The 20,052-nt window shown below is 61.1% G+C and carries 16 protein-coding genes; all 16 read left to right on the top strand.

The window, feature by feature from the left end; translation table 11 throughout:
* The first annotated feature begins 50 nt into the window (after nt 1–50).
* The 16 genes from D1646_RS05705 to D1646_RS05620 all read left to right on the top strand — a co-directional run bounded on the left by D1646_RS05705 (nt 51) and on the right by D1646_RS05620 (nt 19,860).
* A complete protein-coding gene (locus D1646_RS05705; protein ID WP_160635527.1) occupies nt 51–188 on the top strand; it encodes a hypothetical protein in 138 nt (45 codons plus the stop codon).
* A gap of 18 nt (nt 189–206) precedes the next feature.
* Nucleotides 207–683: a hypothetical protein gene (locus tag D1646_RS23080; RefSeq protein WP_243154037.1), complete on the top strand. Its 477-nt coding sequence runs from the start codon at nt 207–209 to the stop codon at nt 681–683.
* A gap of 80 nt (nt 684–763) precedes the next feature.
* Nucleotides 764–2,971, top strand: coding sequence for a DNA topoisomerase 3 (locus D1646_RS05695; RefSeq protein ID WP_160635526.1), 2,208 nt, complete (start codon nt 764–766; stop codon nt 2,969–2,971).
* A complete protein-coding gene (locus tag D1646_RS23075) occupies nt 2,968–5,046 on the top strand; it encodes a DNA cytosine methyltransferase (protein WP_243154036.1) in 2,079 nt (692 codons plus the stop codon). Before D1646_RS05695 ends, D1646_RS23075 begins: the two co-directional genes overlap by 4 nt.
* Before the next feature lies 1 nt (nt 5,047).
* Nucleotides 5,048–5,503 (top strand): XF1762 family protein, encoded by a 456-nt coding sequence (locus D1646_RS05680; protein WP_160278230.1) that lies wholly within the window; start codon nt 5,048–5,050, stop codon nt 5,501–5,503.
* Between the two features lie 4 nt (nt 5,504–5,507).
* Nucleotides 5,508–7,025, top strand: coding sequence for an LPD28 domain-containing protein (locus D1646_RS05675; RefSeq protein ID WP_160635525.1), 1,518 nt, complete (start codon nt 5,508–5,510; stop codon nt 7,023–7,025).
* Nucleotides 7,022–7,327, top strand: a complete 306-nt coding sequence (locus D1646_RS05670) for an immunoglobulin (RefSeq protein ID WP_160635524.1) — start codon at nt 7,022–7,024, stop codon at nt 7,325–7,327. Before D1646_RS05675 ends, D1646_RS05670 begins: the two co-directional genes overlap by 4 nt.
* A complete protein-coding gene (locus D1646_RS05665; protein WP_160635523.1) occupies nt 7,320–7,934 on the top strand; it encodes a YodL domain-containing protein in 615 nt (204 codons plus the stop codon). Before D1646_RS05670 ends, D1646_RS05665 begins: the two co-directional genes overlap by 8 nt.
* Nucleotides 7,931–8,140 (top strand): transposon-transfer assisting family protein, encoded by a 210-nt coding sequence (locus D1646_RS05660; RefSeq protein WP_160635522.1) that lies wholly within the window; start codon nt 7,931–7,933, stop codon nt 8,138–8,140. Before D1646_RS05665 ends, D1646_RS05660 begins: the two co-directional genes overlap by 4 nt.
* Nucleotides 8,141–8,859: 719 nt before the next feature.
* Complete coding sequence (locus tag D1646_RS05650; RefSeq protein WP_347565137.1) at nt 8,860–9,360, top strand: TnpV protein; 501 nt, start codon at nt 8,860–8,862, stop codon at nt 9,358–9,360.
* A 26-nt stretch (nt 9,361–9,386) separates the two neighbouring features.
* Complete coding sequence (locus D1646_RS05645) at nt 9,387–16,703, top strand: SNF2-related protein (RefSeq protein WP_160635520.1); 7,317 nt, start codon at nt 9,387–9,389, stop codon at nt 16,701–16,703.
* Nucleotides 16,700–17,029, top strand: a complete 330-nt coding sequence (gene mobC, locus D1646_RS05640) for a plasmid mobilization relaxosome protein MobC (RefSeq protein WP_160635519.1) — start codon at nt 16,700–16,702, stop codon at nt 17,027–17,029. The genes D1646_RS05645 and mobC overlap by 4 nt, the downstream gene beginning before the upstream one ends.
* Before the next feature lie 132 nt (nt 17,030–17,161).
* A complete protein-coding gene (locus D1646_RS05635; RefSeq protein ID WP_160635518.1) occupies nt 17,162–17,455 on the top strand; it encodes a hypothetical protein in 294 nt (97 codons plus the stop codon).
* 22 nt (nt 17,456–17,477) lie between these two features.
* A complete protein-coding gene (locus D1646_RS05630; RefSeq protein WP_160635517.1) occupies nt 17,478–17,654 on the top strand; it encodes a hypothetical protein in 177 nt (58 codons plus the stop codon).
* 97 nt (nt 17,655–17,751) lie between these two features.
* Nucleotides 17,752–18,420 (top strand): CHC2 zinc finger domain-containing protein, encoded by a 669-nt coding sequence (locus D1646_RS05625; RefSeq protein ID WP_160635516.1) that lies wholly within the window; start codon nt 17,752–17,754, stop codon nt 18,418–18,420.
* A 24-nt stretch (nt 18,421–18,444) separates the two neighbouring features.
* On the top strand, nt 18,445–19,860 hold the full coding sequence (locus D1646_RS05620; protein ID WP_160635515.1) for a relaxase/mobilization nuclease domain-containing protein: 1,416 nt from the start codon (nt 18,445–18,447) through the stop codon (nt 19,858–19,860).
* Nucleotides 19,861–20,052: the final 192 nt, after the last annotated feature.

Raw genomic sequence — 20,052 nt, 5'->3', positions numbered from 1 at the left:
TGGCGGCTGGGACCAGCCGCAGACCCTTTTGCAAGACAGGAGGAACGGCTATGCGTATTGACCCCCGAAGGTTTCTTGAACTTTTGGTCCTCCTGATGATCTGCCTGTGGCTGACGCTCATTTGTCTGAACGGCTTTCCAAAAGCCTATGGCGGATATGCCGTATCCATGTTACAATGGATGCAGTAATGCCGGGAGGTGGCGGATATGGGCGCGAGGGGCTGGAAAGACCTGAAAGCAAAACAGAAGCAGAAGTTATCCGAGGTCATGTTCGGCGTGGTCTGCGCCCATTATAAAGAGCATGGGCGGATGCCCGCCGATGCGGAACTGGAGAAGCTGGCAAAGACGGCCTTCACCAAGATACAGGGCCGGGGGCTGGGCTTATCCTATGAGACCGTCCATGATGTTTTCCTGAAAAAACAGGCCAGATTTGCGGAGCGGATCGAGAAGAACGGCCTCCCGGAGCCGCCGAAGCCCAAGGTGAGGAAAACCGAGGCGGAGAAGCTGGCGATCAAGCGGGCCGTCCGGAAACGGAAAAAGGCAAGGCTGGCGGCGCAGGAGCAGCAGAAACTGCTGGAGCAGGATGACCGCTTCTTCTATATCGCCGGGTACACCTCCGGGGGCGCCCCCTATGGCGTCACCTGGGAGGAGATGGGGCTGGAGCCCTGGGAGGAACTGGAGTAACTGAATAGACTTTGTATCAGCGGTCTGTGTATGGCAGGCCGCTTATTTTTTACCCAAAACAAGGAAAGGAGCGACTGCCTATGAGCAAACTCGTGATCTGCGAGAAGCCTTCGGTGGCGCAGAGCATCGGCAAGGTGCTGGGCGCCTCGAAACGGTGTGACGGCTACCTGGAGGGCGGCGGGTATATCGTGAGCTGGTGCGTGGGCCATCTGGTGGAGCTGGCCCAGCCGGAGGCTTACGGCGAGACCTACGCCAAGTGGCGGCTGGAGGACCTGCCCATCCTGCCGGAGAAGTGGCAGTACCAGGTGTCCCCGTCCACCAAGAAGCAGTTCCAGGTGTTGAAGGAGCTGATGGGCCGGGAGGATGTGGCCTCCATCGTGGAGGCCACCGATGCCGGACGGGAGGGCGAGCTGATCTTCCGGCTGGTCTACCACCAGTGCAAATGCCGGAAACCCTTTGAGCGGCTGTGGATCTCCTCTATGGAAGACGCCGCCATCCGGGAGGGCTTCGCCAGCCTGAGACCGGGAACGGAATACGATGCCTTGTATGAGGCTGCCCTGTGCCGGGAGCGCGCCGACTGGATCGTCGGCATCAACGCCACCCGGCTTTTTTCATGCAAGTACGGCCCCACTCTCAATGTGGGCCGGGTGATGACGCCCACGCTGGCGATGGTCTGTGACCGGGAGGCGGCGATCAGCGGTTTCCAGTCCGAGCCGTTCTACACCGTCCAGCTTGTGCCGGAGGGCTTTGCGGCGAACGGAGAGCGTATGAAGAAGAAAACCGAGGCGGAGAAGGTGGCGGGGGAGTGCCGCATGGCTGGTACGGCCACCGTGGTAAAGGCGGAGCGCAGGGACAGGGCGGAGAAGCCCCCGGCGCTCTACGACCTGACATCCCTCCAGCGGGACGCCAACCGCCAGTTGGGATTCACGGCGCAGCAGACCCTCGACTACACCCAGAGCCTCTATGAGAAGAAGCTCGTCACCTACCCCCGGACGGACAGCCGTTGCCTAACGGAGGATATGGCGGGGATGCTGCCGGGGCTGGTGGAGATGGTGCAGAAAAAGCGGGGCATCTCCCCGGACACCCCCGCGCCGGTGAACACCGCCCAGGTCATCAACGGGAAGAAAGTCACCGACCACCACGCCATCATCCCCACGAAAACGCTGGAGTCCGCCGACCTCGCCGGCCTGCCCTCCGGGGAGCTGGCAGTGCTGGACCTGATCGCCCTGCGCCTTGTCTGCGCCGTGGGCGACCCCTGCCACTACTCGGAGACCACCGTCACGCTGGAGTGTGCCGGACACCAGTTCAAGTCCAAGGGCAAGACGGTCACGGACCCCGGCTGGCGGGCGTATGTTACCGTCGCCGATGGGGAGAAGGATGGGGATGACACGCCGCCCATCCCCGCCCTTGCGGAGGATGCGGAGCTGCCCCTCGCCAAGGTGGAGCTGAAAGAGGGCAAGACGACGCCCCCCAAGCGGTTTACGGAGGACACTCTCCTTCAAAGTATGGAGTCCGCAGGGGCGGAGGAGATGCCCGAAGATGTGGAGCGCAGGGGCATCGGCACTCCCGCCACCCGCGCCGCCATCATCGAGAAGCTGGTGCAGAAGGGTTTTGTGGAGCGCAAGGGGGACAAGAAGGCCAAGGCGCTGGTCCCCACAGACAAGGGCCGCACCCTGGCCGCCGTTGTGCCGGAGCAGATACAGTCCCCTTCCATGACGGCGGAGTGGGAGGAGAAGCTGCTGGGCATCGAGAAGGGCGGCTATGCGCCTGACGATTTCATGCGGGAGATCGCCGGGATGGTGACGGACCTTGTAAAGAACTATGAGACGGTGAAAGGAGTGGAGATCAAGATGCCGGGCAACAACAGCAAGGTGATCGGGAGCTGCCCCCACTGCGGGGCGGATGTGGCGGAGCGTGACAAGGGCTGGTTCTGCACTCATAGGGTTCCCGCAAAATCGACAGATTTTGTGGGAGAAGGAGGAGCAACGGAACGGAGCGGATGCTCGCCGCAAGGCGGGCGTAGCGAAGTGGAGTTTGTGACGACGCAGTGCCGCTTCGTCCTCTGGAAGGACAACGCCTACTTCAAGAAGATCGGAAAGCACCTGACCGGGAGCATGGCGGAGAAGCTGGTGAAGAACGGCCGCGTCAGGCTGAAGGACTGCAAGAGCCAGCGGACGGGCAGGACCTATAACGCCGATGTCCTGCTCACCACCGAGGAGGACGGCCGGGCGAAGTTCCAGATGGAGTTCGATAACAGTAGGAAGAACAGCGGAGGGAAAAAGAATTGAATAGAGAGCAGCTTACGCTCGGTTCCCTGTTTGACGGCATAGGAGGTTTCCCCTATGCCGCCTCTTTTTATGGGATCAGGCCCCTGTGGGCCAGCGAGATCGTCCCGGAGTGCGTTTCCGTGACGAAGAAGCACTTCCCGGACATGGAACACGTTGGCGACATCACGAAGCTCCACGGCGGCAAGCTGCCGCCCGTGGACATCATCACCTTCGGCTCCCCCTGCCAGGACCTGAGCGTGGCATCGGGCAAGCGCCTGGGCCTTGCCGGGGAGCGGAGCGGCCTCTTTCTGGAGGCCATCAGGATCATCAGAGAAATGCAGGAGGCGACCAATGGAGAATACCCGAAATTCGCGCTCTGGGAAAATGTCCCCGGAGCCTTGTCAAGTTCTTCCCGGCGTGACTTTAAGGCTGTGCTGGAAGCGTTCACAGACGCCGAAGTTCCAATGCCTGGTTCTGGACGGTGGGCAAACGCCGGGATGGTACGAGGCCGAGGCGTTGACCTCGCTTGGTGCGTGTACGACGCCCAATACTTCGGAACAGCACAGCGGCGCCGGCGTATCTTTCTTATCGCAGATTTTAGAGGCGAACGCAGCGGAGAAATACTCTTTGTCCCCAAAAGCCTGTCAGGGTATTTTGCGGCGGGCGGAACGCCGCGGCAAGGACCTGCCGCCTATGCTCAAAGCGGCGCTGGAACAGCAGGCGCGGGGATAGACGGCTACAATGCCCAGCTTACCGGCCATGTGGCGGCCACGCTGGGGACGAACTGCGGGATGTCCACCGGGCGCAACGGCGTGATCGAAATGGCGGACGGTATGGGAGCGGCGGTCCCCGCCATCTCCATGCGTATCCGCTGCGGCTGTGAGGGCGGCGGCAAGGGGCCTCTGCTCCAGATAGAAAAGAGCGGCACTCTGGCGACCGGGAACGACCAATACCTCTTTGCGCCGAAAAATGCGGTGGAGATACTGAACGACCAGGGCGGAGATTCCCTTAGTGTGGAGAAGGGCGGCGTATCGCCCACCCTCCGCAGCCAGACCCACGGCAATCTGCCCATCACCGCATACGCTATCCAAGGCTCCCTGATCGGCAGGGCGGACGGGAACGGGCCGCAGGGGGATGGTATCAACGAGAATGTGTCCTTCACCCTCAACACCATCGACCGCCACGCCGTCTGCATGGCGACCGGGCAGGAGGAGCAGCCGCCCACTGTGGCCGCTGGCTTCGACCTCCAGCAGATCACCAGCAAGACGAACCGCTCCACCCTGAAGCCCGTCCAGCCCACCCTCTGCGGGGCGGGCAGTCCCCATGTTGTCACGGCTCCGCTGTGCATGGCGACCGGGCAGTCTAACGCCGAGATCATGGAGGAGAAGTCGCCCACGCTGGTGGCAGGGCATGAACAGCCCATTGTGACCCACCCCCAGATCGCCGGGACGCTCTGTGCCTCCGGCGCGGGGCTTTCCCGCCCTGCCGGACAGGGGAACGAGCTGGACTTCTGCGTGGTGAGCGCGGGCTTCAAGCACAAGGCCGGCAGCCAGTCCGGGAGCATCGGCTTCCAGGAGGAGACCGCCCCCACCCTTCTGGCGGGCCAGCAGAGCGCCGTGATGAAAGCCTATGTCATCGGCGCCTACCATTCTGGCGGGATGCTTTCGGACAATCCCCAAAGTGGCTTCTATGAGGCAGATACCTCCCGGACGCTGGACCTGAACGGCGGGAACCCCTGCTGCAATCAGGGTGGCATGGCCGTCGTGGAGGGCGCTGACGGGCCGGAGGCCGCCGCCGTGGACTGCCGCAACCTCCGGGAGACGGATGAGGTCAGCGGCACACTGCTGGCAAAGGCGGCATCAGGCGGCTACTCGCTGAACTACCAGAACCCCGTCCGCACCGGGCTTTGCGTGAGGAGGCTCACCCCCACCGAGGCCGAGCGTTTGCAGGGCTACCCGGACGGCTGGACGGAGACCGGCGCAGACGGCAGGGCCATCAGCGACACGAAGCGTTACCAGATGCTCGGCAACAGCGTGGCCGTACCCTGTGTGGCGTATATCATGCAGGGCATCCGTGACGCCGTGGGCGGTGAGTGATATGCTGTCGCTGGTCCCCGTCTCCCTGCGGGAGGCGAACGAGTTCGTGTGCCAGCACCACCGCCACCATAAGCCCACGGTGGGACACAAGTTCTCTATCGGTGTCCGGGAGGACGGGCGGCTCGCCGGTGTTGCCATCTGCGGCCGCCCGGTGAGCCGCTTCCTGGATGACGGCTATACGCTGGAGGTCAACCGCCTCTGCACCGATGGGGCGCGGAACGCTTGCAGTATGCTCTATGGGGCGGCGGTCCGGGCGGCGAGGGCGATGGGCTATAAAAAGGTCATCACCTATATCCTGGACAGCGAGTGCGGCGCGTCCCTGAAAGCCTCCGGCTTCGTGTGCGAGGGGCCTGCCGGGGGCTTGGAGTGGACGGGCAGGCGTAGGCCCAGGGACAGCGGGCAGTATCCCCGCCAGATGAAAACAAGATGGGTCAAAATTTTGAGACAGGAGGACTGATAGAATGGCTGATACGGAACTGAGCAGCAAACTGTATGAGAAAGCGTCGGCGGAGCAGGACAAGTTCAGGGCATGGCTAATGGACCAGCCGCCCGCCGACATCTTGAACCACGCTGTCGAGTATGCGGTGCGGGAGGACATCCTGATGGAGATCGGGGCGCTGGAACTGCCTGACGATCAGGCGAGGGCGCTGCTGGCCTCCCCGGACACGATGGCGGACATCTACAAGACCTTCTCCAAGATGGTCGATACCGGGCATATGGATGTGGTCCGGGAGAGCATTGAGGACCGGGCGGAGACCCTTATCCAGGGCGGTATCCTGACCCCGCCGAAGCAGGAAGTGGTGGAGCTTTTTGGCGTCAAGGCCCTGTTCCTCAATGAGCGGGTCAGGCAGGAGGATGTGCCGGAGGGCCTCTACCGCTATGATCTGCGCGGTTCAGACTATGATCCTGGCGACCCGGCCTTAGTTGAAAATCGCGTGGTAGTCAACCACGCCGGGACCATCCTCGCCGCAAAGCCCTTGGACATCCCCAAGGAGGGATTTCTGGAGCTTGGAGATGAGCTGAACTTCACGGGTGATGAAATGACCGTGGAGGAGTTCGTGGGCAGGTATGCCAACCCGGAGTTGGCGGAAGCCGCCTACCTTGTTGACCGCTCATCCCTTCTCCATGTGCGGGAGGATGCGGACGGCAATTTTGGATACGCCGTGTTCGATAAACAGACCAAGGAGAAAACCGCCGAGGGGACGGTCACGGCGGATGCCGTCTGGGGTGAGATCGACCCCACCCATGACCCGCTGGCGGTGGCGCGGGATGCCGCTGTCAGAGCGGCGGGACTGGACGGCATCGAGATGGCTCAGGTGGGCTTGACTTCCTTGAAGGAGTTCCCCAGATCGGACATCTACCGCCGCTCCATCTGGGAGCCGGAGACACTGCCGAAGGATGACATCCGCTTCATCAACAGCGGCTATGAGGAGCAGTTCCGCATCCCGGACGGCGGTACGATCCAGGTGGAGTACCCGGACAGGACCTTCTCCGCCAAGTGCGAGTATATCGACGACTACCACACCTATGTCGGGAGCGAGGTCTACCATATCTGCCAGTTCGCCGAGGTGCTGGAGCGTGGCGGGGGCGTCTGCCGCCCGGAGCCAGAGCTGGATGCGGAGCAGGCGGCGTGGAAGATCGGCTGGAACGCCTATCTCGCCGTGGAGTGCGGGGCGGGCCATTGGGACTACCATCTGTACGATGAGAAATTCAACGAGACCAAGAGCGGCGAACTGGAGGTCGTGGGCTGCTCCATCAACGAGGTGCGGGATATGGTCCTCTTTGAGAACAAACTGGAGCGCCGCTCCATGACCCCCACCGACCACGGGATGCTGATGGAAAAGGCGGCCATGCGGGCGCAGGAGGCGCAGGACGAGAAGCGGGAGTCCGTCCTGGGCCAGCTTTCCGCCTTGAAGTCCAGTGCGAAGGGACACCCCGCCCCCGCCCCGGCGAAGAAGCGGGACGAGGCCAGCTTATGAGCCGCCAGAAGCTGACCCTTGCGGAGCAGGAGACCATCATCCTGTGGGACAATGAGCTGGACACGGCGGAGGTCTACACCCATGACGCAAGGCTCATCAATAAGCTCCGGGAGCTTTCCCAACGGTTCCCGGAGGACTATGTTCTGGAGCGTTCCGGGCCGGGGCGGTCCGTGACCTACCGTATCCCCAAGCGGTGCGTGGGTATCCGCCCGCCGTACAGCGAGGAACGCCGGCAGCGGCAGAGGCGGGACGCAAAGGAGAACGGCCTGCCTTTCTTGAGGAAGGAGGAACAGAATGTCTGACATCAAAAAATGGGACGAGGTGAACGGCGTGGACGAGGACCCCGGCCACCTGGCGGCGTTTCTGGAGAGCGCCACCGACTCCTACGCCATTTTGCAGTTGCGGCACACGGACGACACCCTCTATGAGCGGTTCGAGTCCTATTCCAGCCTCCAGTGGCAGGGGAAGGAGCCGGACATCGACCACTACGAGGTGGTCTACCACGGAGACCTCCCGAAGGCGCCCAACACGCCGGAGACGGTGATGGCGCAGTTGGAGGCCCTCTATGTCCAGTTCAACACCGCCCACCCGGATGATTTCCGGGGACACAGCCTGTCGGTCAGCGACATCGTGGCGCTCAAAGTGGGCGGCGTGGTATCCTGCCATTATGTGGATTCCATCGGCTTCAAGGAGCTGGAGGACTTCGCCCTGCGGGAGAACTACCTGAAAAACGCGGAGATGGCGATGGAGGACGACTACAACTCCATTGATGGGATCATCAATAACGGGAGAAAGGATGAGCCTGAAACGGAGCGGCACTCCGTCCTGGACGCGCTGAAAGCCCTTTCCGGCGCGGAGCAGCCGGAGCGCAGGCCGCCCCAGAAGCAGGCTGGACGGGATGAGAGATGAAGGACTTTACACGGGACGAGCGTATTATGATGATGCTCTACAACCCCGGCACACGGGCGGGGCTGATCGCGGAGCTGGAGGCCATGCGCCTCCAGCTCACGCCCTCGGAGCGGCGGCTGGGCCGTCTCTCCAAAAGTGTCCTGGAAAAGCTGGAGGGCATGACGGACACGGAATTTGACAGCCTGGACCTGTACCCGGACATCTGACCCAAGCACACAAATCTGAAAGAAACGGAGGCAACCTATGGCATTGAATGAACCCTTACAGGCGGACGGGGCGGCGGTCGTACCGTTCCCCTCAAAAGCCGCCTACTACACCCAGATGGCGGAAGAAGCCGCCAGACAAGTGACTGGGAGCCGGGAGCAGTGGACAGCCTTCCTTACCACTGCGGCCCGGCTCTATAAATACCCCTACAATGAGCAGCTCATGATCTACAAGCAGCGCCCGGACGCCACGGCCTGCGCCGAGTATGACCTCTGGAACAAGACCATGCGCCGCTATGTGCGCCGCGGCTCCAAGGGCATCGCCCTGGTGGACAACACGGGCAGCCGCCCGAAGCTGCGCTATGTGTTCGATGTGTCGGACACCGGGGAGAGGGAGAACTCCCGCCCGGTCAACCTCTGGTCCATGCGTGAGGAATATGTCCCCGCTGTGCAGGATGTGCTGGAACGGGCCTACGGCGTGGGGGCCGGCGCGGGGCTGGAGGAGCAGATCGGGGGCATCGCCTCCCGCCTCGCCGCTGAATATTGGGAGGAGAACAAGGACAGCATCCTCGGCATCGTTGACGATTCCTTCCTCTACGGGTATGATGAGTTCAACGTAGGGGTGTCCTTTCGGAGGGCGGCGGAGACCAGCATCAAGTATATGCTCTGCTCCCGCTGTGTGGAGGACCCGGAGAGCTGTTTTGAGCCGGAAGATTTCATGGATGTGTTCGACTTCAATACCCAGGCGGCGTCCAATGTGCTGGGTGCGGCGGTCAGCGAGGCATCCTCCCAGGTTTTCCGTGAAGTGGAACGGGCCATCCGAACCTACGAGAGGACGAAACAGGTCGAACAAACGGAGGAAAGGAGCCGGAAAAATGGCAGAGCTGACTTACACGAAGGCCGGGGATTACCTGATCCCGGACATCCAGTTGGAGGAAATGGAGGACCGTCCGCTGGGCAAGTACGGCAGGATGCGGAGGGCGTATCTGGAGGAGAACAACAAACTCCTCTACAACCACCTGACCCTGATCGGGAAACTGTTCCCGCACCTGTGGGAGGTGCAGGAGACGGCCACCGCCCGGATGAAGCAGTTGATGGAGGAACTGCTGGCGGCGGACCCGGCGCCGGACAAAAAGACCCGGCAGATGGACTGGGTGCGGCACATGAACGCACTGAAAGCGCAGGCGGAGGAGATCGTGACGGCGGAACTTATCAACAACTGACGCTGGAGGGGCTGTTCCCCTCCGAGATGGAACAGATCTCAATGATAGACCGACAGGCGGAGAGCGAAAAGCCCTCCGCCTTTGCTATGCCCAAAAAAGAGGAACAGGCCCCGGCAGAGGCTCCCGCCCCCGCTTTTTCTATTCCTGACGCGGAGATCGAGCGCATCCTCCGCCACGGTTCCCCCTATGACGGCGGCAAACTGCGTATCGCTGCCCTTTATTCGCAGGAGAACACGCCAGATGAGCGTGTGGAGTATCTGAAAGGCGAGTATGGGACCAACAGTGGGCAGAGCTGGCAATTTTCCGATGGCAGCCGGGGCGGTGTGCAGACCCGCCCTCAGGGACTGGTGATCCGTGACGCCAGCCACAACGCAGAGGTGCGCCTGCGCTGGTCCGAGGTCGAGAAGCGGCTCGGCGCGCTCATCCAGAACGGCCAGTATCTGAGCGGCCCAGACAAACAGCGGTATGCCGCCCTTGAGAAGAATTACGCCGAGTTCGGCGCCGTCCCTCTCCCTGCTCCCGGACACGGTTTTCCCCCTACCCCGGCAGACATCTATGAGCGGTATTACCCTGTCATCCGGGACGCCCTCCTGCGGGACACGGCGTATCGGAACGCTTGTGACAACAACGACAAAGAGACCGCCTATGTGGAGGGCGGCAAGGCCATCGAACAGGCGGCGCTCACCATCCAGGACACGGGCTTCATGCGGCTGTATTTCGATGTGCCGGAGTACCGCAGCCGTCTCCACCAGTCCCTGCTGGACGAGACCTATGAGGCCATGACCGCCGCCCCGGAACTGCCGGACCCGCCCGACCGCACAAGCGAGATGCTGACACAGGCGGCGCGGATGGCGGACGGCAGCAACTATGCCGCCCCGGAGCGGTTCTTCCTGATCGAGACCGATAATGGCTATGCCGTCTGGGATGACATCCGGGAGGAGATATATGTAGACCCGAAGGGCGTTTCCGAGGAGTTCACCAGCGAGTGGCAGGCTGAGGACTATCTGCTCCAGGTCAAGGAGGATGTCGCAAGGCGGGAGGCCGCCGACTGGCTCAAAACGGAGGAGGCAAAGCTGCCGCCCCTGAAATATGGCATTGGGGACCCGTTCACCATCTATTCCGAGGACGGTACAAAGGAGATCGTCCTGACGAGCATCACGGATGGGGATGTGTTCTATGTCTATCCTGACGAGCCGGGGCAAAACCATGTGTTCATGGACCGGGAGATGTTCGAGCATAGCCTGCGGACGGGACACATCCGGGACGCCCAGCCGAAGGAGGCGGTACAGACTGTTGCCAGCTATCTGAACGGCGATGAGGCCATCGTCATCCAGCAGTACCCCAACGGGCAGTTCTACAACCACTACGGGTACAATGAGCAGGGCCGCTCCGCAATGGCTACGGCCGGCGGCTTTGCGTCCCTGGAGGAGGCGGAGGCGGCGCTCCGCTCACACCGCCCCAAGGCCGAGAGGGTCATGGAGGAGCCTGTTCCCGGCACAGAAGCGGGGCAAACGCCGGAGGGCGAGACCTATGAAGGAGCCGGGGAGGATATTGCCCCTGCCGCCCCTGGGACCGATGCAAAAAGCACTGCCGCACCGCAGGAGCCGACCTACCAGGTGGGCGATACCATCTATCTGGAGGACGCGGCTTATATCGTGGAGGAGATCGGTCTGTTCGATGTCCAGCTCCGTGACCCTACGCTGGCCTATCCCGTCCTCCGCGCTGAGAGTAAGGAGAGGCTGGAGCGGATGCTCTGGGCGGATGTCAGGAACAACGTATTCCTGCCCGGTGCGAAGATCGAGGTCACGACCCCCAATTACCGGGTGAAGGTCACGGCGGAGGAGGCCCCCATCCTGGAGGAGCAGATGGGCAAGGCCGGCATCTCCACGGCGCGGTTCGTCCATGAGAACGGCGATGTCACATACAGCTTTTCAGAGGATGACCGGGATGCGGTCGAGCATATCCTTTCCGTACAGAGGGAAGAAAATCCTTTTGCGGATGTTGAAAAATGGGCGGCGGACTACCAGCGTCAGACGCAAACGGCCATTGCCGCATTGGAGCCTGAACAGCGGCGTATCGTGGATGCCATGCAGACGGCAGGATTTTTCTATGACCCGCTTTCCAATACCGCCCTGGACCCCCTTATCTTCCGCGCTGGAGACCTGACAGGCGGGTATCCCACCTCCTTCAAGACATGGGACGAGGCGTATGCGTTCATTGACGGGGCCGAACTGAAAGATACCCCCGGACTGCGGGAACAGGTCCAATCAGTTCTCCACCCGGACCCAACTTGGGCGCAAAACGCGCACAAGTTAGATGCAAGGCCAGCTTCAGACCAGGTTGGTCCGAAGCCGGAAGTCACCGCCACCGCCGAGACCATCTATCCCGGTGAGAAGAACGGCCTGCCCTTTGATGTGGTCGTTGAACGGCTGCATTTTGGGGAGCCGGAACGCGGACAGCCGGAGCAGACCCAACAGCCCGCCGCCCGCAATTTCCGCATCACGGACGACCATCTGGGCGAGGGCGGCCCCAAGGCGAAGTTCCGGGCCAACATGGACGCCATCAACCTCCTGCATGAGCTGGAGTTCGACGGCAGGGATGCCACGCCAGAGGAGCAGGAGGTCCTATCCCGCTATGTGGGCTGGGGCGGTCTGGCGGATGCTTTTGACGAGAAAAAGGATAGCTGGGCAGGCGAATTCCGGGAACTGTATGCCGCCCTCTCCCCGGAGGAATACGCCGCTGCCAGAGCGTCCACCCTCAACGCCCACTACACCAGCCCCACCGTCATCAAGGCCATCTATGAGGCTGTGGGCAATATGGGCTTTACCACTGGCAACATCCTGGAACCCTCGATGGGCGTGGGCAATTTCTTCGGCCTGCTCCCCGACAGCATGGCGGGCAGCCGCCTCTACGGTGTGGAGCTGGACTCCATCACTGGGCGCATCGCCCAGAAGCTGTACCCGGAGGCGGACATCAAGGTGGCCGGTTTCCAGACCACCGACAGGCGGGACTTCTTCGACCTCTGTGTCGGGAATGTCCCCTTTGGTGACTATAAAGTGAACGACAAGCCCTACAACAGGCTGGGCTTCTCCATCCACAACTATTTCTTCGCCAAGGCCATCGACCAGGTGCGTCCGGGCGGCGTGGTGGCCCTTGTCACCAGCCGCTATACGATGGACGCCAAAAGCCCCGACGCCCGGAAATATATCGCGCAGCGGGCGGAGCTGCTGGGGGCGATCCGCCTGCCCAACAACGCTTTCAAGGCCAACGCCGGGACGGAGGTGGTATCGGACATCCTGTTCCTGCAAAAGCGGGACCGTCCCATCGACATCGAGCCGGATTGGGTACACCTGGGGCAGACCCCGGAGGGCCTTACCCTCAACAGCTATTTTGTAGACCATCCTGAGATGGTGCTGGGCGAGCTGACGACCGAAAGCACACAGTACGGGCGGGAGGAATGCACCGTTGCCCCCACTCCCGGCGCCGACCTTGCGGAACAGCTCCGGGAGGCCGTTTCCCATATCCACGGCAGCTATCAGGCGGTGGAGCGGGACAAGGCGGACATTGCGGACGAGGCAGCGGAGCGGGGCGCTATCCCCGCTGACCCGGATGTAAAGAACTTCTCCTATGCCCTGGTGGACGGGGAGGTCTACTTCCGGGAGAACAGCGTGATGAAGCCTGTGGAGCTAAGCGACACGGCAAAGGGGCGCGTGGCCGGGATGATCGGCCTGCGGCAGCTCGTGAACGACCTGATCCAGTACCAACTTGAGGACTACCCGGACGGGGACATCCAGGCGAAGCAGGCGGAGCTGAACGCCGCCTATGATACCTTTTACGCAAAGTTCGGGACCATCAATTCCAGCGCCAACGCGAGGGTGTTTGACGAGGACTCCTCCTACTATCTGCTCTGCTCCCTGGAGAACATCGACGAGGACGGGCGGCTGGAGAGCAAGGCGGATATGTTCACAAAAAGGACTATCCGCCCGGAACGCCATATCACCAGTGTGGACACGCCCAGCGAGGCGCTGGCGGTCTCTATTGGAGAGCGGGGCAGGGTCGATCTGCGGTTCATGTCCGAGCTGCTGGGGACGCCTGGAGAGTACGGGCGCATCACCGAGGAGCTGCGGGGCGTGATCTTCCGTGACCCCCGTGAGGCTGTGGCGGACGACCCCCTCCGAGGCTGGCATACCGCTGACGACTACCTCTCCGGCAATGTCCGGGACAAGCTGATGGTGGCGAGGATGGCGGCGGCCACTGACCCCGCCTACGCCGTCAATGTGGCGGCTCTGGAACAGGCGCAGCCCAAAGACTTGGACGCATCTGAGATTGATGTGCGCCTGGGGGCGACCTGGATCGACAAGGACTATATCCAGCAGTTCATGGAGGAGACCTTTGATACCCCGTGGCGGCTTCGGAACGCGGTACAGGTGAAGTATTCGCCCTCCACCGCCGAGTGGCAGGTCACGGGCAAGAACGCCACAGGGCGGCACGATGTCATGGCGTATATGACCTACGGCACAGACCGGGCCAGCGCCTACCGCATTTTGGAGGACACCCTGAACCTCCGGGATGTCCGCATCTACGACACCATTGAGGACGCGGACGGGAAACAGAAGCGGGTGCTGAACAAGAAGGAGACCACCCTCGCCCAGCAGAAGCAGCAGGCCATCAAGGACGCTTTCCGGGATTGGGTGTGGCGTGACCCCAGGCGGCGGGAGGATTTAGTCAGGACCTACAACGAGCTGTTTAATAGCACCCGCCCCCGTGAGTATGACGGGAGCCACATCGTCCTGGGCGGCATGAACCCGGACATCACCCTGCGGGAACACCAGCGGGGGGCCATCGCCCATGTGCTTTACGGCGGGAACACCCTGCTTGCCCACGAAGTGGGCGCGGGCAAGACCTTTGAGATGGCGGCCTCGGCTATGGAGGCGAAGCGGCTGGGGCTGTGCCAGAAGTCCCTCTTTGTCGTGCCGAACCACCTGACCCTCCAGTGGGCCAGCGAGTTCCTGCGGCTCTACCCCAGCGCGAAGATACTGGTCGCCACGAAAAAAGACTTTGAGACGGCCAACCGCAAGAAGTTCTGCGCGAGGATAGCGACCGGCGACTATGACGCCGTTATCATCGGCCATAGCCAGTTTGAGAAAATCCCCATCAGTGCCGAGCGGCAGGAGCGCATCTTGCAGGAGCAGATAGACGAGATCACCGACGCCATTTCCGAGATGAAGGCCATGCGGGGCGAGAGCTTCACCATCAAGCAGTTGGAAAAGACCCGGAAATCTTTAGAGGCCCGGATGGAGAAACTGCAAGCCACAGAGCGCAAAGACGATGTGATAACCTTTGAGCAGCTTGGTGTGGACCGGCTCTTTGTGGACGAGGCTCATGCGTTCAAAAATTTGTTCCTCTACACGAAAATGCGGAATGTGGCGGGGCTTTCCACCTCCGAGGCGCAGAAGTCCTCGGATATGTTCATGAAGTGCCAGTATATGGATGAACTGACTGGCGGGAAGGGTACGGTCTTTGCCACGGGGACACCGGTGTCGAACAGTATGACAGAGCTTTACACCATGATGCGCTACCTGCAGCATGGTACGCTCCGGCAGAAGGGGCTGACCCATTTCGACCAGTGGGCCTCCACCTTTGGCGAGACCACCACGGCCATAGAGCTGGCCCCGGAGGGGACCGGCTACCGGGCGCGGACGAGGTTTGCCAAGTTCTTCAACCTCCCGGAGCTGATGAGTATGTTCAAAGAGGTGGCCGACATCAAGACCGCCGACCAGCTCCGCCTCCCTGTGCCAGAAGCAAAGTTTGAGACCGTAGTGGTGCAGCCCTCGGAGATACAGAAGGAGATGGTGGCCGACCTGTCTGAACGGGCCGCCGCTGTCCACAGCGGGAATATAGACCCCTCGGTCGATAATATGCTCAAGATCACCTCGGACGGGCGCAAGATCGGCCTCGACCAGCGGCTGATGAACCCGCTCCTGCCCGATGACCCGAACAGCAAGCTGAACGCCTGCGTCCAGAATGTCCTCCGCATCTGGGAGGAGGGGCAGGCGGACAAGCTGACCCAGTTATTGTTCTGCGACCTGTCCACGCCCAAGGGTGACGGCACTTTCAATGTCTACGAGGACATCCGGGACAAGCTGGTGGCGGCAGGCGTCCCCCGTGAGGAGATCGCCTTTATCCATGACGCCGACACAGAGGCAAAGAAGAAGGAGCTGTTCGGCAAGGTGCGGACCGGGGAGGTGCGCGTCCTGCTCGGCTCCACCCAGAAGATGGGCGCCGGGACCAACGTGCAGGACCGCCTTGTGGCCGTCCACCACCTGGATGTGGGCTGGCGCCCCGCCGACATGACCCAGCGCAACGGGCGCATCATCCGGCAGGGCAACCGCAACAAACAGGTGCAGATCTTCCAGTATGTGACGGAGGGGACCTTTGACGCCTACCTCTACCAGACTTTGGAGAACAAGCAGAAATTCATCAGCCAGATCATGACGAGCAAGTCCCCCGTCCGAAGCTGTGACGATGTGGACGAGCAGGCGCTCTCCTATGCGGAGATCAAGGCCCTGTGCGCCGGAAATCCGCTGATTCGGGAAAAGATGGACCTTGATGTGGATGTGGCGAAGCTGAAAGTCCTCCGGGCCGACTACCAGAGCAAGCACTTCCGGCTGGAGGACCAGCTCCTGAAATACTTCCCCGCCGAGATCGAGGCCCAGCAGAGCCGCAACCGGGGCTTTGAGGCGGATATGAGGACGGCGGAGGCCCACCCGCTCCCGGAGGAGGGCTTTGTGGGGATGGAGGTCGGCGGCAAACATTACGCGGAAAAAGCGGACGCCGGGGACGCCATCCTTGCCTTGTGCAAGGAGATCAAAAGCACCGAGGGCATCCCCATCGGCAGCTACCGGGGATTTCAGATGGAGCTTTCCTACAACACCTTTGAGAAGCAGTTCCAGATCACCTTGAAGGGAGAGATGAGCCACCGTGTCAGCCTGGGGACGGACGCAAGGGGCAACCTGACCCGGCTGGACAACGCCCTCGTCGGTATCCCCGGACGGCTGGAGCGGGGACAGGAGCAGTTGGAGAACCTGCGGAACCAGCAGGCCGCCGCACAGGTGGAATTGACAAAGCCCTTCCCCCAGGAGGCGGAGCTTGCCGAAAAGAGCGCGAGACTTGCGGAGCTGGACGCCGCCCTCAGTATGGACGAGAGCATCTCCCAGGATGAGGCGGAGGTCAGTGAGGAGGTCGGTGAGGGCGAACGGCCCTCTGTTCTGGAGGACCTGAAAAAACGGGCGGCGGAGATACCCCCGGACAAAAAGCCCGGAAAGGAGCCGGAGCGAGGATGAAGAAAGAGGTGGAACTGAAGGTGCGTATCTCCCCCGAAGATAAGGAGCGTATCCGTTCCAAGATGGAGGAGGCCGGCATCCTGAACATGAGCGCCTATGTCCGCAAGATGGCTCTGGACGGTATCTGCGTGAGGCTGGACCTGGCGGAGGTGCGCCAACTTATCGTCCTGCTCCAGCGGTGCAGCAACAACCTGAACCAATATGCAAAGAGGGCAAATGAGACGGGCAGCGTCTATGCGGCGGACATTGAGGATTTGCAGAGCCGCCTTGATGAGATTTGGGAATTGTCCAGACAGTCCCTTGCCCATCTTGCCAGCATCCGATAGCGGCTGTGGGCTTCAAAAGTTTTGCGAAAGGGCGCGGAGCAATCTGCGCCCGCTACATACCCGACATCCTTGTCGGACAGTGGGCCGGCGCGGTAAACTGTATGCAGGAAACAGGAAAGGACGGAACACGATATGAGACTTCTGAAACTCCCTTTGAAACTGCTGGCGCTCCCCCTGATGTTGGCTCTCTACACACTCCATATCATAGGTAAACTGGCATCCAATCTCTCCGCCTATGTTGTCGGGCTGTTCATGCTGGTCGTGCTGGCCTGCGGCATCTATCAGGTGTGCGTCCATGACTGGATGAATGTGGCGATCCTGTTCGGCGTGGAGGCGGTCTGTGTGGCGCTCCAGTTCTCGGCCATGTTCCTGGTGGAACTGGCCGGCGAGTGGGCTGGCAGTCTTGGGGCTTTTCTCCACTCATAAATCTTTGAAAGGATGTGCGAAGATGGATTTTCCGAAGAACGAGGCGCAGGCCCTGCTTGACTGGATGCGGGAGAAGATGTACGGTGATACCGTGATCGAGTGGACCTACGGGAACGAGCATGACCGCATGAGCGAGGCGGCGGATTTTTTGAGCGGCCTGCTTTCACGGGAGGGCGGCGATACAGAGATTTGCGAATAAGACAATTCCATAACCAGCGCACAGGAGGGAACGGCGATTGCCGCTCCTTCTTTTTTTGCCCTTTCTACTTCTACATACCGGGAAAGGTGGCATGACAATGAATTTATTTGAAGCGGTCAAGGACGCCGTACCAACAAGGACAGCGGCGGAGCATTACGGGATCGAGGTCAAGCGCAACGGCATGGCCTGCTGTCCGTTCCACGATGACCGAACGCCCAGCATGAAAGTGGATAAGCGGTTCCACTGTTTCGGCTGTCAGGAGGACGGGGATGTGATCGACTTTGTGGGCAAGCTGTTTGACCTCTCCCCCAAGAGGGCCGCCGAGAAGCTGGCGGAGGACTTTGGGGTGCGGTATGAGGGCCTGCAAACATGGCAACCCCAGAGGAGGCCGTCCGTCATCTCCAAACTGGCGGCGGCGCAGGAGTACCGCAAAAAGGAGAACCGCTGTTACCGTGTGCTGTGCGAATATCTCCATCTGCTCCGTGACTGGAAGGAGCAGTATGCGCCGCAGCCGGAGGACGAGGACTGGCATCCTCTGTTCTGCGAAGCCTTGCAGAAAATGGACTATGTGGAGTATCTGCTGGACGAGCTGATCTCCGGCACTCTGGAGGAGCGCACCGCCATTGTGAAGGAAAAGGAGAAAGACCTGGACGGTCTGGAAAAGAAGATTGCCGCTTTCGACCGCAGGGGGACAGCCGACCAGCAGAGGGACAGCTTTCCCGGAAAGGTGCGGAGCGTAAGGCTCCCGCAGGAACTGGCAATGTAAGTTTTTGAACGAGGGAGGTGGGCTATGGCGGCGACACGGCTGATCGCGCTCCATATCAACAAAGGCAAGACTATCGCTCAGACGCTGGCGGACAGGACAGACTACGCGGAGAATGAGAAAAAGACCGAGGGTGGCAAATATATCTCCAGCTATGAGTGCGACGCCCGGACAGCGGACGAGCAGTTCCTTCTGTCGAAGCGGCAGTATGAGCAAATAACGGGCCGCCGCCATGAGCATGATGTCATCGCCTACCAGATACGCCAGTCTTTCAAACCGGGCGAGGTCACGCCGGAGGAGGCCAACCGTATCGGCTATGAGCTGGGGATGCGCTTCACCAAGGGGAAACACGCTTTCATCGTTGCCACCCACACCGACCGGGCGCATATCCACAATCACATCATCTTCAATTCGACCGCCCTGGATTGTACCCGGAAGTTCAGGAATTTCTTTCTGTCCGGGCTGGCGCTCCAAAGGGTAAGCGACCGATTGTGTCTGGAGCATGGGCTTTCTGTCATAGAGCCGCGTCCATACCGGGAACGGAAAAAACGCACCGAGTATCCCAAGCGGACTTCCAACCGTGACGATCTGCGGGCAGCCATTGACGCGGCTATGCAGAGAAAGCCGAAGGACTTCGAGGAACTGATCTCCTTCCTGGTGGAGGCCGGGTGCGAGTACAAACCGGGCAAGCGGCCTTCTGTCCGATGCAGAGGGCAGGAGCGTTTTGCCCGGTTCAGTTCGCTGGGCGATGGCTACACGGTCGATGACCTGAAAGAGGCTATTGCCGGGAAACGCAGGGAGCGGTCTGCGGGGAAAAGCCAGCAAGTCCACGACAAGAAGTTTTCCCTTCTCATTGATATTCAGGCGAAGCTGAACGAGGGGAAAGGCGCCGGATACCAGCGGTGGGCGACCCTCTTTAACCTGAAACAGATGGCACAGGTCATGTGCTTTTTGCAGGAGAACGAGATAGACAGCTTTGACGAACTGACGGCGAGGGCGGATGCGGCAGTTACCCAATTTAACGGTCTGGGAGACTCCATCAAGGCGGCAGAACAGCGGATGCAGGAGATCGCCGCATTGAAAAAACACATCATCAACTACTCCAGGACCAGGGAGGTCTATGTGGCCTACCGCAAGGCAGGGTACAGTAAAAAATTCCTTGAGGGGCATCGGGAGGCTATCACGCTCCACAAGGCGGCGAAGGAGGCTTTTGAACAGCTCGGCTTGAAAAAGCTCCCCCGTGTCAAGGAATTGAACGCCGAGTATGCCCAGCTTCTGGAACAGAAACGGGCTGCGTACCCGGCGTACCGAAAGGCAAGGACGGAGATGCAGGAGTACCTTGTGGCGCAGAAAGTGGTGGCTGTCCTTCTGGAAAAGGAGAAGGAACAGGCGGCTATGGAGGAGCGGCGCAAGGAGGAACAGCGCACCGATCCGCACAGATGATCTTGGCGGGGCTGGCTTACAGGAATGTAGGCCAGCCCCGCTTTTTTCTTTTTCCCGGAAACACCGAGGCGGTCGTTTCCGGCTCCACGCGGGGCGCAAGCCCCGCCTGTCCCTGCAAAGCAGGGACAACAGCGTTCGGGAACCGAACGCGCAGCCAGCCCCGGCTACGGGGCTGTTCACGGGGTTTGGGGT

The sequence above is a fragment of the Pseudoflavonifractor sp. 60 genome, assembly GCF_009911645.1.
Classification (GTDB): domain Bacteria; phylum Bacillota; class Clostridia; order Oscillospirales; family Oscillospiraceae; genus Lawsonibacter.
The sequence above is the reverse complement of the archived record's forward strand: the minus strand, read 5'-3'. Positions and strand labels throughout refer to the sequence as shown.